Annotated in this window: 11 protein-coding genes and 2 pseudogenes; 5 read left to right on the top strand and 8 right to left on the bottom strand. The window is 68.4% G+C overall.

Annotated elements, in window-relative coordinates; genetic code table 11:
• Positions 1-41: 41 nt before the first annotated feature.
• Both J7I98_RS38940 and J7I98_RS42780 read right to left on the bottom strand, forming a co-directional pair.
• Positions 42-731, bottom strand: a complete 690-nt coding sequence (locus J7I98_RS38940; RefSeq protein ID WP_214929792.1) for a methyltransferase domain-containing protein — start codon at positions 729-731, stop codon at positions 42-44.
• A 64-nt stretch (positions 732-795) separates the two neighbouring features.
• Positions 796-2,140 (bottom strand): annotated as a pseudogene (locus J7I98_RS42780) (hypothetical protein); the annotation flags it as partial.
• Here J7I98_RS42780 and J7I98_RS38950 point away from each other — a divergent pair.
• Positions 2,139-2,366, top strand: a pseudogene (locus J7I98_RS38950) (NUDIX hydrolase); the annotation flags it as partial. The pseudogenes J7I98_RS42780 and J7I98_RS38950 sit on opposite strands and share 2 nt — an antisense overlap.
• A gap of 2 nt (positions 2,367-2,368) precedes the next feature.
• Positions 2,369-2,767 (top strand): NUDIX hydrolase, encoded by a 399-nt coding sequence (locus tag J7I98_RS38955; protein ID WP_214929793.1) that lies wholly within the window; start codon positions 2,369-2,371, stop codon positions 2,765-2,767.
• A gap of 96 nt (positions 2,768-2,863) precedes the next feature.
• Here J7I98_RS38955 and J7I98_RS38960 read toward each other — a convergent pair whose 3' ends face one another.
• From J7I98_RS38960 to J7I98_RS38985, 6 genes are all read right to left on the bottom strand, one after another.
• Complete coding sequence (locus J7I98_RS38960; protein ID WP_214929794.1) at positions 2,864-3,298, bottom strand: DUF6221 family protein; 435 nt, start codon at positions 3,296-3,298, stop codon at positions 2,864-2,866.
• Positions 3,299-3,545: 247 nt separating this feature from the next.
• Positions 3,546-4,307: a hypothetical protein gene (locus J7I98_RS38965; RefSeq protein WP_214929795.1), complete on the bottom strand. Its 762-nt coding sequence runs from the start codon at positions 4,305-4,307 to the stop codon at positions 3,546-3,548.
• A gap of 319 nt (positions 4,308-4,626) precedes the next feature.
• Positions 4,627-5,997, bottom strand: a complete 1,371-nt coding sequence (locus J7I98_RS38970) for a DUF317 domain-containing protein (RefSeq protein WP_214929796.1) — start codon at positions 5,995-5,997, stop codon at positions 4,627-4,629.
• Positions 5,998-6,060: 63 nt separating this feature from the next.
• Positions 6,061-7,176, bottom strand: a complete 1,116-nt coding sequence (locus tag J7I98_RS38975; protein WP_214929804.1) for a DnaB-like helicase N-terminal domain-containing protein — start codon at positions 7,174-7,176, stop codon at positions 6,061-6,063.
• The gene (locus J7I98_RS38980) at positions 7,176-8,447 is read right to left on the bottom strand and encodes a DNA cytosine methyltransferase (protein WP_214929797.1); all 1,272 of its coding nucleotides are present in this window, start codon (positions 8,445-8,447) and stop codon (positions 7,176-7,178) included. Before J7I98_RS38980 ends, J7I98_RS38975 begins: the two co-directional genes overlap by 1 nt.
• Positions 8,444-8,962: a hypothetical protein gene (locus J7I98_RS38985; RefSeq protein WP_308378102.1), complete on the bottom strand. Its 519-nt coding sequence runs from the start codon at positions 8,960-8,962 to the stop codon at positions 8,444-8,446. Before J7I98_RS38985 ends, J7I98_RS38980 begins: the two co-directional genes overlap by 4 nt.
• A gap of 312 nt (positions 8,963-9,274) precedes the next feature.
• Between J7I98_RS38985 and J7I98_RS38990 the strand changes: the two genes are divergently transcribed.
• From J7I98_RS38990 to J7I98_RS39000, 3 genes are all read left to right on the top strand, one after another.
• Positions 9,275-10,351 carry a site-specific integrase gene (locus J7I98_RS38990; RefSeq protein ID WP_214929799.1) on the top strand — a complete coding sequence of 359 codons (1,077 nt, stop codon included), beginning with the start codon at positions 9,275-9,277 and terminating at the stop codon, positions 10,349-10,351.
• Positions 10,348-10,671 carry a helix-turn-helix transcriptional regulator gene (locus J7I98_RS38995; RefSeq protein WP_030630802.1) on the top strand — a complete coding sequence of 108 codons (324 nt, stop codon included), beginning with the start codon at positions 10,348-10,350 and terminating at the stop codon, positions 10,669-10,671. Before J7I98_RS38990 ends, J7I98_RS38995 begins: the two co-directional genes overlap by 4 nt.
• Positions 10,672-10,919: 248 nt before the next feature.
• Complete coding sequence (locus J7I98_RS39000) at positions 10,920-12,446, top strand: hypothetical protein (protein ID WP_214929800.1); 1,527 nt, start codon at positions 10,920-10,922, stop codon at positions 12,444-12,446.
• Positions 12,447-12,613 lie beyond the last annotated feature (167 nt).

A 12,613-nucleotide genomic window follows, 5' to 3' on the forward strand; every position in this document is an offset into this window, starting at 1 on the left:
TGAAGGGAACGCCCAGTACCTCGCTGGCTGCCGATGGGGCGCTACTTCGTCGCGATGACGTAGACGCTGCCCCAGCGGTGCTTCGGGTTGGCCATGGTGGGGTCGAACGTCCAGGGTTCGACGGTGGTGAAGCCGGCCTCGGTGAAGAATTGCACCAGCTTCTCGTGGTCGTAGGCCCACAGATGCGGAGTGTACTTGGGGTTGTCGTCCTGGTCCCGGAAGACGAAGTTGACGAGGTCGAGGCGGGTGTTGATGTCGCCGAGGCAGTCGCGCTTGGCGTACCAGCGCTCGATCGTCCCGTCGGAGGCATCCAGGGGGCCGGGGTACTGGCTCAGGGCAAAGGCGGCGTCGGGGACGCCGGTGATGATCCGGCCATCCGGTTCGAGGACCCGGCACGCCTCTCGGACGTAGTGCTTGGCGGACCGCGGGTAGTCGATGTGCTCCAGGAAGTGCTCGGAGAAGATTTCGGCGACGCTGTCGTCCTGGAGGGGTATGCCTTCGCGGATGTCCCAGAGGAGGTCGGCCGACGGAACGGCGTCGATGTTGAAGAAGCCGTCGATGCGACCACTGGGCCAGGCGAGTCGGCTGGCGCGCTGGTAGCGGTGGAGTTCGATCTCCTTGGCGGCGGCCCGCAGGGTGCGGGCGAGGCCGTGGGTGGTGGCGGGTTCGGCGAGAAGGGCGGTGATCTGCTCGCCGAGGAGGTCGACGGAGGGCATGCCGGAGGGACGCATCACGGATCTCCTGCGTGTGAGGTTGCTCGGGGGTGGGGTGGGGGCCGCAGGTGGCGGCGGTGCATCAGGCGATGCTGGGCGCGGGGGCGGTCCACTGGTTGTTGCGCATGAGGGTGTACTTGATGTCCACCAGCCGCGGGGCGATGGTCAGCGAGAGCTCCTCGGCTGGCTGGAGGTGTCCGGCGTCGTCCTGCTCGGCGCGCCACACGCGGTAGTCCAGGTTGGGGTAGGCCGGGTTGATGCCGATCTCGCCCTTGGGCATCGTGCCGTGGAACGGTGCGACGATGTCCATGTGGTTGCAGTAGTTCCAGGCTTGCAGCGCCTTGTGCTGGTCGAAGTAGAAGTCGGGGTAGCGGCCGAAGGTGCGCAGTTCCCGGTGGATCAGGTGCCCGAGGAGCGGTGCGAGCTGGGTGGAGAGGGAGTCGAACTGCCAGGCTTCCGGGGCGTCAGAGGGGCGAAGAGGCGGGCGGCGACGAGGTAGCTGATCCGCTCGACCAGGTACGCGCTCGCGTGACTGGTGTCGATGGTCGGGTCGACCTGGTGGATGAGCGCGGCCAGCTGCTTCGGTCGGGGACGGAAGCTCGCGAGGTCGAACTTGCCGGCCATGGCGGGGAAGGAGGCGAACAGCATCTCCTTGTACAGCCAGTTGTTCAGTTCCCCGAGCTCGGCCAGACGCCGCGTGTGGTGCGAGGTCGAGTGGAGCATCAGGTACTCGGCGACCGCTTCGAGGTACAGGTAGCCGAGAATCGGCAGGCGGGGGATCGTCTCGTCGAGCAGCCGGAGGAACGGCTCGGCGTTGACCGGGGCGCCCTGGTGGGCCACGGCGGCGGCTGTGGCGAGGAACGCTGCCGAGTTCTTGACCCGGCTGACGACGGTTTCGCGCAGGTGATGCCGTTCGTTCTTGCTCAGCAGGTATTCGAGGTGGCTGTAGATCTGCAGGTGGATGAGGCCCAGCCGCAGGTAGTCCACTCCGGCGAGTCCGCGGTATGCCTGTGGCGGGGTGTCGATCTCAAAGATCAGCGGGGTCGGGACACGGTCAACGACGCCGAGCTTGGCCAGGAAGGCCGGTGCTTCTTTGGCCAGGACGTACGAGCCCAGGTTGTGCATGCGGAAGCCCTCGTTGGTCGCGGTGAGAGCGGCGCGCAGTAGATGCTTCCGACGAGGCAGCCGCCCGACGGGCAGAGCACTCCCTGCTGGCTGATCTCCTCCAGGGCGTGGGTGACGTGTAGCAGGTGGAGCTTGCCGTTGCCGCTTAGGGCCTCGAAGAGGGCGTTGTGCCGCAGCAGATGGCCGTTCGGGGTCTCCTCGGCGAGCCGTCTGTCCCAGGCCGCGGTCTGGGTAGCGAGGGGGCCGGTGTGGTCGGCGGGGCTGGGGATGAGGGTGGAGTCGAAGAAGGCGTGGGCGTCGGACGAGACAGGTGTCCACTGCGCGGTCCGGCAGCACCTCGGGAACCGGCTGCACCCCGTGACCGGAGTGCTGTGCGAGTACTTCCTTTGCGAGTATCTGGCGGGCGAAGCCAGCAACACCGACGCGGTCGAGAACATCGATGTCATGTGGGTCCCCAGAAACGCGGTGCCCCGCTTCATCCCCGTCGATACGATCTTCCCACCCATCCTGGCCGTCCTGGAGGAGTAGACGTGACGCAGCAGAACGCGGAGGAGCGACCGGGCATCGCCGCGGCCATCGTCGTCTACGAGGAGCGAGTACTCATGGTTCGGCGCCGAGTCAGCGAAGGCCAGCTCTCGTGGCAGTTCCCGGCCGGTGAAGTCGAGCCGGGCGAGGCCCGCGAAGACGCCGCCGTACGGGAGACCCAGGAGGAGACCGGGCTGGAGGTGGCCGCCGTGAAGCTGCTCGGCGAGCGGATCCACCCGAAGACGGGCCGACTGATGTCGTACACGGCCTGCGAGGTGATGGGCGGTACCGCCCATGTCGCTGACACCGAGGAGCTGGCCGAGCTCGCTTGGGTCGCCCATGGCTCGACCGCTTGTTGGCGAGCGGCGGCAGTTCGCCGGGCCCCAGCATCGTGTGCTGGGTGACGAGGTAGCGCACTGCTTCGTCGGCGACCGGGCCGACCCCGTGGGGGACCAGCTCGGCGTCCACGACGTCCAGATCCGTGATGTCCAGATCCGTGCTCACTGCCCCTCCGGCGGAACGTACTCGGGGTGCTCGGGGTGGCCGATGAACGGTGCGGCGAACCTCTGCACGGCCTGGAGGAGCGCGTTGGTCAGCACGTTGCCGGTCTGCTCGCTGTGCTCCAGGAGGTTGAGGAGCATGAGCTTGGCGACCAGGTCGTCACTGGTGCGGCCGGGCTGATTGCGGACGATGTGCAGAGTGACTTCGCGATCGGGCCAGTGGCCGCGGCCGGTGAGCACAGGCGCGATGACCCGGCCGCCGGCCTGGACGCCGAAGCGGCGCGCCCCGGGCTCGGTCAGCTCCCACCATCCGTCTGTGGATGCCGAGTTGGCGGCCTGCTGCTCATCCTCGACACGGGCGCGCAGGAACCGCGCCCAGTCCGCGGCCGTGACCACTCCATCGCCGCTCGGTCGCTTGGGTCGCTCGTCGGTCATCGAGCCTCGCCCTCATCAAGCCGTGCAAGGTGCTCCTTGCAGTTGGTGCACCGCATGACTGGAAGTCGGGGGTGCCGCTCCAGTTCGGCAGGGCCGCAGGTGGGGCAGCGGGCGGGCTCGTACTCGATGCTGACGAGCGTTGCTTCGGTGATCTCTACTTCGGCATCAGGGTCTGGAGGGGTGGGTTGCCGCTGCGCCCAGCCCTCCAGGTGTGCGCGAAGGTTGCCCTGTGTCGCTCTACTCTCGGTCATCGAGCGGCCCCGGCGGCGGGGAAGTCTGGGTGGGCCTCCCAGCGCTTCGCCTCGATACGCATCCACTCCAGCTTGCGCACGGCGCCGACGATGTCCCGCTTCTCCATGCACGCTTCGACGTACCCCATCGCGTAGCTCAGGGACTCGTGGAAGAGCGGTGTCACGACGGGTGTCTCTGCCGCCCGCGCCCGCAAGAAGGTGTGCAGGGCCGCGAGTTGAGCGCTGATGTCCGCGTACGCGTCGATGTTGTGGCTCTCGGCCGGCGAGATCGGGGAGCCGGTGGAGGGGGCCGCTGTCGGCTCCGGTCGGCTGCCCTGCGGGCTGTATCCACGGCCGTTCACGGGCGGACCCCGCAATTCCGCAGAAAGTCTTCGTCGTAGAGGCGGCGCACGGTCTGCCACAGCCAGACGGACGTCTTGGAACCGTGAGGGGCTTCTTCGGCGGACCCGCACGAAGACCGCCTGCGCCAAATCCTCGGCCGCGGGCAAGTCGCTCGTGAGCGTGAAGCAGAAGCGGACCAACGGCTCGTGGTAGTCCGCGAAGAGCTGCTTCAGCTCGATCTCGACCGCCGCGCGGGTGAAGGACTGCATCCACTCGTCCGCGTCGGCCGGTACGGGCATAGTGTTCGAAACGGTTTTCATGATCGCGTACATCTGGGCGGGACGCTCGACGTGGCCGAGGTGTGCCAGGCGGTCTTGCGGCGGCACTCCGCCCGACCCGACCTCGTCCGGTCCGTGCGCGCGCTCGTCCTCGCTCATCCGTTCTCCTCCCAGCGGTTACCGGTTATTCCAGGGAGAAGCTCCGTTGCCCGTTCACGTTTACTTGTACTCCCCTGCCGTACGCGGTCCCTGCCCGCACTCTATTGGCCGCAATCTTGTGGCGAGAGTGCTTCGTGGAGTGAATGCAGGAGCGTCCGGTGGCTCGGACCGGAAGGGGCTGCGCACCGCGTCGGCTCTGCGCGGCGGAAGCCTCTATGAAGTCGCATGCACGCGGTACGGTGCGGGTACAGCCCCGCGGCATCCCCCGTCCGCGGGGCTGTACCTATGTTCGCTTGCTCTCGGAATGTGAGGATGCCGGTCAGCGTGTGCGGCTGACCGTGGGAACGGCCTTGGCAGCCGGGATGGCCAGCGGCGTGGTGCCGAGGCTCGTCCTGCGTTCTCGGGCAGTGGCCTGCGGCTGGCGGGTGCCGATTCCGTGGGCGAGGTTTTCAGAGAGGTCGGCCAGCAGCGAGCTGGGGGTGTGCGGGGACGCTGTGAGGGTCCAGGTGGCGCGGTCGAGGCTCGGACCGGCCCAGACGGTCCAGGTGGCGAGGCTTTGGTTCGGATGTTGGGCGACGAAGGCGTCGAACTGGACTCCCGCATCTCCGGCGGCGGACGTCCAGCGGATCCAGCGCCCGTCCACGGTGTGCTTCCATCCGGCGTCGGCGAGGGGCTTCGTGGCGGCGGTGACTGTCTTCTCATCCACTGGAGCACCGACGGCCGTGTCCCACCCGTCGCCGTCGGCAAGGTGAACCAGCAGCTCCTGCAGCACGGGGGCAGGGGTTGCGCCGGTCGCGGTGAGATGCCACATGCGGTCCGAGACGGGCGTCTCGTACGCGGCCACGACCCAGGCAGTTTCGTGGGCGGGGGCTTCGTGGACGCGCTCGATGCGCAGGGTCTGGGATTCGTGGATGGCGTGGGTGGTGTCGTCTGACCAGGTGCGCCACTTCTCCCAGTCGCCGTGTGTGTCGAGGAATTCGTTGAGCAAGGCGTCGTGGTCGCCGGCGTCGGCGGCGTAGGCGGGCACGGTCTCCGGTGCCGGGCTGGGCGGCTCGGGCACGGCGGTCGGTGCGCCGAGTGATGTCCGGGCTTCGGCAGCGGTGCGCTCGGTGTCGGTCATCGGGGCGGGGCCCGGACGCATGGTGTCGCAGTGGAACCGCTCGAAGGACACAAGAGCTTGGGCGGGCGAGTCGAAGGTGTCGGCGACCTGCCGCAGGTGGTTCTCGCCGTGAAGGTAGACGCTCTTGCCGCTGTTGAGGTAGGTCCCGACCGCGACGGTGGTGTGGCTGTCCTCGGCGTGGGCGTGGATGAGGAGGCGACCGTGACGGATGTCGTCGTAGATCTTCTGGGCCTCGTCGGAGACCTCCCGGATCTCGGTGCGGGTGCACCAGGGCATCGGGTAGTCGGCCCACGTCCATTCCTCGTCGATCGCTTCTCGGAGCCGGGACGTGATCTCGACGGTGATCCCGTCGGCGGTCAGTTGCTGCGCGGCCTTCTCAGCCCAGTAGGGCTCCTCGTGATCGATGCGGGCCAGGACCAGAGTGTTCTCGGCCACGACGTTCCAGTCGGCGGCCTCCAGGCCCAGGTGGGGGATGTGAGCCTGGGCGCCGGTGAGGGTGGCGGTCACGGCGCTGGGGTGGATGGGGTGGGTGTCGAGGCGGACGTGCGCGTCGATGGAGGGGGGTGTCACTAAGAGGTGCTCTCTTCTGGCGGCGGCGGAACCATGGGGCCGACCGCCCGGCGGGGCTTGGGGTCAGCGGGAGATGCGTGCGGCAGATGGAGCCGTGGTCCGCGGCGGACCTGCCCGGGATGCAGCTGTGGCCCTGGTGCGCGCGGGCCTCCTATTCGGCTCGGGCGAGGTCGCGTGCTGCCACCGGGTACGCACAGCGGACAGGTCGGCGAGAGCGCGGCGGCTGCCGACGACGAGCTGGTACGGCGTGGTGGCCGGGTCGTCGGTGAATGCCTCGATGCGCCAGCCGATGTGGTGGGCGGTCCCGAGGACGGAGCGCTGGAGGATGCGCTCGCCCCAGTGCTCCGGGGAGCCGGCCGGTCCGGCGAGGAGAGCAAGCAGCTCCCTCGGCTCGGTCCCGGCGTCGAGGAGGCCGCGGTGCTGTGCCTCCCACAGGGCCGTCACGGGGTCGACGGGGGTGCCGCGCCGCGTCAGGGTGGTCAGGCACTGCCACAGCCCGGCGTGCAGCGGGTGCGTGAAGTCGCCGGGGGTCAGCCACCTCATCTGTTCGACGCTGCTGGGGTACGCGGTCGCGGTCGCGAGTAGCAGCCGCTCCTCGTCGACCGCTTCCTCGTCCTGGGGTTGGGTCGGCGGAGGAACAGTGGTACGGGGCAGGGAGCCGGCGTGTGGAGGGAACCGGGCAGCGATGTCGTCCACCACGGTGGCGAGAGCATCGGCCTCATCGAGGACGGTGGCCACGCGCTGCGGAAGCGAGGTGTCCCGAGCGGTGTGCATGAGGCGCTGGGCGGCGGCGGCCATACGGCGCCGGCAGTGCTCTGCCTCGATCATCCGTGCGTACGCGGGAGCGTGCCGGGTCCAGGGGCAGACCTGGATCAGGGTGTGGAGGTAGGGGGCGGACAGGCCGCGCGCGTGCTCGCGGGCGGCGGTGAGCACGGCGTCGAGCCACTGCGTGTTCTTGGCGTGCTCGGCCGGGTCGGGTGCCGGCAGGGAGCGGATCGCGGCGAATAGGGCGGCGTGTGCGGCGGTGGAGAACGCGTCGGGGTCGATCCCGGTCACGTCGCGAAGGCGCTGCGGTTCGAGCAGGAGAGCGCCGAGGAGGGCCTGCTCGACGTGGAACACCGGGTGCGGTGGCGGGATCGCGTCGAGGTCGTCCTCGTCGGGTTCGGGTATGTGCGGCATCAAGCGGCCAGGGTGAAGTCGTCGGGGTTGAGCGCAACGTTCAGGTGCGGGGCGAGCAGATGGGCCGCGAGCAATGGGGGTACGGCGTTGCCGATCTGCGAGAACTGCTGGCCCTTGTTGCCGGCCCAGGGGTAGCCGGCGGGGAAGGTTTGCAGGATGCCGGCCTCGCGGGCGGTGATCCGGATTGGTTCCGGGACGGGCGCCGACCCTGTTTCCTCCCCCTGGTGGGTGGGGGGTTCGGCGATCCAAGTGCATTCATTGGCGCGGTGCCCGAAGAACAGTGTCCCGGCCGGTTCGGACAGGGGCCGGACGGTGGCGTTGGCCTGGTTGTTGCTGCGCAGGGACCATGACCAGCGGTGCGCCTCGGCGGTGAATGTCGGCGCCGGAGCGGTCCCGGCGCGGTTCTCGCAGGTTCCGTGCCGGGCCGCCCAGCCCGCGCCTTCGCGGCGGGATTGCAAGACGACGCCGTCCGGCCGCGGCGTCCAGGTGCCGCGCTCACGGGCGTCGGACAGGGTCTTGCGGGAGCCGGAGGGGAACGGTTCGGGGCCACCGCCGGGCCCGCCGCCGGCGCAGACGGTGGGCACGGGCCGGTCAGTGGCGCCCCACCCCAATGCCTCGGCCATGCTGACCCAGCGGGTGCGGCCCGGACCGAACAGCGAGTCGGGTTCGCCGACTCGGGCATGCGTCGGTGCGGGGGGCTGGGCCGTGCGGACCCGCGAGGCGAGCAGGATCGCCCTCTTCCGCGTCTGGGGTACTCCGTAGTCGGCGGCGTTGAGGATGCCCGTCCACACGGAGAATCCCCAACGGCGCAGCACGGCCGCGTACTGCTTCCACAGCGGGAGGACGTCGGGTACCTCCTCCATGGCGATCCACTCGGGCTCGCCGACCGTGTTCAGGGCGTGGAGGTAGCGCATCGGCTCCGCCGCGAGCAGGGAGCGTTCGTCGCGGCAGGCGGTGAGGAGGCGTTCGCGGGTGTCGCGTCCGGCGGCGAGATTCTCGACGGCCTCGTGCACGAGCGGCTGGTCCACCAGGCCGAGGCGTTTGCCGGCCATGCTCCACGCCTGGCACGGAGGGGACGCGATCAGTCCGTGTGTCCGGCCGACCCAGGGCCATGTCGGATACATCGCCACGTCGGTCCGGACTGTCAACTGCCCAGCAGCAACCCGGGTCTTGCAGGCCCACTCGTCGCATTCCAGGCCGATATCCTGCACACCGAGCACGCCCAGGGCCCTGCTCCAGCCACCCGGCCCCGCAAAGAGATCAAGTATCAAGTGGCCAGCCCGAAGTCGTCCTGCGCCAGCGCGTCCGCGTCTCCGCGGCACGCCCAGGGCGAGCAGCCGTCCACGACCCCGTTCTCCAGCTCGTCCGCCTCGCCCGCCCCAGCCTGGAGGGCGGCCCGTTCGGCGGCGGTGACATGATCGATCGGCGCCTCGCTCAAAGGGACACGGGAGCGGTGCAAGAACGCCTCACCGAGAAGCCGGTTGCCCGAAGCGTTCGCGCGAGCATTTCCCTGACGGATGGCCGCATCGAATTCGACCACGTCCGCCCACTCAGACGGCGACGAATCCCTGATGTGCCTCCACTGGGCATTTCCGTGGAACGGGCAACCAAGGCAACTCGATTTCGGTGTCTCGGTCAGCCCGAGTGAGGTCAGATAGCGGATGCAGTCCGCTCTGCTCCAGCCCAGGTCCAGAAGGGGATTCCGATTGCGCATGTACTTGACGTCAGCGTCCTTTGCCCGATGGAATTCATCGGTGGAGATACCGACCCACTGCTCGACGAACACTCCCTTGGGGATCCGTGTCGGGTAGGGGTATCCGAGCAGTTCGCGAACCTTCTGCTTTATTGGCTTAATCTTATATTCGCCCGTGCATTGCCTGCGAGTCATCCCAGGTCGGCCGTCCTTATTGAGGATGTTGTTCCTTGTCCCTTGGGTTCGTTGACCCCGCCGGGTGCCTCTACCCGCCCCTTCCGTTGCTGGCCTGGGGCGTTGCGTGGTCGACCCGCATGCAGGGCAGAGTTGACGGATCATCGGGATTCCTGAAATATTTGCCTCCTTGTTGATCGATGTGCCGTATTGGTGAAGGCGAGGTTGGCGGTGTCGCTGGCGCTGGTACGCGACCTCCGCTCGGTCCGGCCGACGCCGACGGATGAGGACCTCGACGCCTTCGAGCAGGACCTGGTCGCCGGCTTCGTGCTGGCACGATCCGCAGCGGGAGTGGAAGACGGATCGATCCAGGCAGAGATCAGGGCCGTATCGGAGTTCCGCGACTCGATGGGGCGTCATCTGTGGACGGCCCGCCCGGACGACGCGGACCGGTTCCTCGGCGAGCGGTGCCGGGGCCAGTCCCACAGCACGCTCAGCGGCAAAGCCTTCGGCGTCTCGGTCTTCTTCGAGTACCTGGAACTGCGACACCACGCAGAGATCCACACGCTGACCGGCGACCTCGTGCAGTGTCCGATCGACGAGATGAACAGGCCGCGGGACGGCTGGAAGCTGAACATCCGCATCCCGCCCAGCGACGCCGAAATCGCCAAGTTCTTCGACGGCTGGCGCGACCACGTCGCCACGACCCGCAAGTTCCTGCCCGCTGCCCGCAACTACACCGCCGCGAAGCTGTGGTCCCAGGTGGGCCTGCGCATCGGGGAATCGACCCGGCTCGACATGGCCGACCTGAAATGGGAGTTGGGGCCGCTCGGCAAGGTTCACGTGCGCTTCGGCAAGGGTTCGCGACGCCGCGGTCCCAAGCAGCGCATCGTGCCGCTGATCAACGGGGCCCGCGACCAGGCGGTGTGGTTCGTCGAGGAGGTCCGCGGGCAGTTCGACGACGCCTGGGACCAGCCGGGCGCCCCCTTTCTCGTCTCCGAGCGCCGCGCGGCCGACGGATCGTGCGGCCGGGTCAGCACCGAGACGCTGAGGGCTGGCCTGGCCAGGGCCGTCGAGCGGCATCTGCCGTCCTGGCAGGGGCGCTTGAGCCCACACGTTCTGCGGCACTACTGCGCGTCGTCGCTGTATCGCAACGGCGTGGATATCGTCGCGATCCAGGAACTCCTCGGCCACGAATGGGTCGCCACCACGATGGGGTACATACACGTGCATAACAGTCATATCGAAGACTCCTGGGAGAGGGCGGCGGACCGATCGGCGGCCCGGCTGGGTGGGGTGAGGCCATGAAGTGGGACCTGCGGATGGCGGCGGCTCGCCGCGAGATCTGGAAGGCCAGCGACATGCGCAGGCTGCTGGCCGAACGGGGACTGGAGATCAGCGTCGGGAAGATGTCGTCCCTGTGGTCCGGGCAGCCGACCTCGATCCGGCTCGATGACCTGGAGGTCATCTGCGACGCGCTCGGCTGCGGCCCTGAGGAGTTGCTGTTGCGCGAGCCCGGAAAAGTGCAGGCTCACCCAGTCGCCGATGTCGACACGCAGGATGTCGCGGTCGGGCAGTCGCCCGCCGTCAGGCCGGTCCGACGCAGTGGCCGTACGGCACCGCCGTGAACAATCGCGAGGCGTTCACCGCTGCCCTGCGAGGCGAGTTGGTCTGTTCCGGCTGCGGCGTTCGACCGCCCCGGACCCCCAAGCACCTACGGTGCTGGGAATGTGCGCGCGACGGCGGGGTGGCTCCGCCCTGCAAGGGGTGCGGCGGAACGTTCTGGATGTCGGGCTGGTGCCGGAGTTGCCATCCTGGTCTGGTGCCACTGTCTGAGCACCCGCGCTCGTGCCGGACGTGTTTCGCCTGGGGCCCGATGAATGCCTTGACCTGCAAGGCGTGCCGCAGCTTCAGCCGTGCGCACTCCACGGGCTCCTGTGGAACCTGCGCACGCCAGGTTCCGCTCTCGGACGGTCACTGCAGGCTCTGCCGTCACCAGGCCCGGATACTGGCCGGTCAGAGCGGCGACTACGGACCGGCTGCCCTCCACCTCGTACGGGCCTCCGGCCAGCAGCTGTTCATCGGAGACACCCAGCGCAGCATCACGCGCCACAACCCGGGCCGCGCGGCGCGTGCGGCGGCGAGAGCCCAAATAGCCCAGCCCGTCTCCAAGTTGCACATGTGGCGTCCGGTGAGCTGGCCTGTCCAGCATGAACTCTTCAGCCTGCCCATCGACGAGCTGCCCCACCGGATACTGCGCGATGACGCTCCGCGTATGGCCTGGTTCGCGCACCTGGAACCCGCCGTCGCCCGGATCGGCGGGGCCAAGGGATGGAGCCACGATGTGCGTGACAGCGTCACACTCACCCTGGAAGGCGTAGTCGCCACCCACGAAGCCGGAACCCCCAGATACTCGGCGTCCCGCGTCGCCCTTCTGGCCGACGGCTGCAAGCGGAATGTCACCCGGACCATCGAGCTGCTGGCCGAGCTCGGGCGGCTCGACGACGACCGCGCCGATCCCCTCGATCAATGGCTGGAGCGCAACCTGGCCTGTCTGCCGGCCGGCATCCACACCGACGTCGCCGACTGGATGGACGTCCTGAGGAACGGCAGCTCCCGCCGCCGCCCCAAGGCCGAACTCACCTGGAAAAACTACCTGTTGCAGGTCCGACCGACCCTGCTGTCCTGGTCGACAGAACATGGAATGCTCCGTGAGATATCCAAGGCCGAGGTCGTCACTGCCCTCGAAGCGCCAACGCCGTTCGGCGGCGACGGGCACACCCGGCTGACTGCACTGCGATCGCTCTTCGCCTACCTCAAGGCCCAGCAGAAGGTATTCGCTGATCCCACGCGACGACTGGACCGGAGAGTCACACGCAGACCGGGACAGAGAATCCCGACCCGGCTCCCGGCCTCCGTCCTGGAAGAGATCGGAGTAATTACGCACACTCCCGCAACGTGGCTGGTGACGGTGCTGACCGGCCATCATGCGCTCGGAGCCGTACACCTCCAGACTCTCGCTCTGGAGGATGCCGATCTGCCCAACCGTCGATTCACCATCCAGGGCCAGTCCCGTCCCCTCGACGACCTCACCCACCAAGCCATCCAGCGCTATCTCGACCACCGAAACCGCAGGTGGCCGAGCACGGCCAACCCCCATCTGCTGATCACCCAGCAGACCGCCCATCACGACAGCCCGGTCAGCCGGTGGTGGCTCAGAACTGCTCTGCGTGGACAGGAAGCCAGCCTCGACCTCCTGCGGCAGGACCGAATCCTCGACGAAGTCGAAGCCGTGGGCGTCCGCGATCCTCTGCACATCGCGGCAGTCTTCGGACTGCGACCCGATACCGCCCAGCGGTATGTCGACGCGGTCTACGGACGCTCCGGAACCGATCTGAGGTGAGGGGCCCGAGGTCCGCCGACATGGTTCAGCGGGACGACTCCCCGGCCGCTGGTGGCCTGGGTCGGCAGCAGGCTCGGCGCTGGAGTCCTCGCTGACGCGCGATGCTCCTCAACCCCGCGTGGTTCCGAGCGCGAGGGGCCTCACGCTGCCTCACGGACCTCCCCGTA

It is taken from the genome of Streptomyces sp. ISL-98, assembly GCF_018614055.1.
Classification (GTDB): domain Bacteria; phylum Actinomycetota; class Actinomycetes; order Streptomycetales; family Streptomycetaceae; genus Streptomyces; species Streptomyces spiramyceticus.

Coding starts and splice junctions, on each gene's coding strand:
- J7I98_RS38940 (WP_214929792.1), bottom strand. CDS start 731: ATGCGTCCCTCCGGCATGCCCTCCGTCGACCTCCTCGGCGAGCAGATC.
- J7I98_RS38960 (WP_214929794.1), bottom strand. CDS start 3,298: ATGACCGACGAGCGACCCAAGCGACCGAGCGGCGATGGAGTGGTCACG.
- J7I98_RS38965 (WP_214929795.1), bottom strand. CDS start 4,307: ATGAGCGAGGACGAGCGCGCGCACGGACCGGACGAGGTCGGGTCGGGC.
- J7I98_RS38975 (WP_214929804.1), bottom strand. CDS start 7,176: ATGCCGCACATACCCGAACCCGACGAGGACGACCTCGACGCGATCCCG.
- J7I98_RS38995 (WP_030630802.1), top strand. CDS start 10,348: ATGAAGTGGGACCTGCGGATGGCGGCGGCTCGCCGCGAGATCTGGAAG.
- J7I98_RS39000 (WP_214929800.1), top strand. CDS start 10,920: ATGAATGCCTTGACCTGCAAGGCGTGCCGCAGCTTCAGCCGTGCGCAC.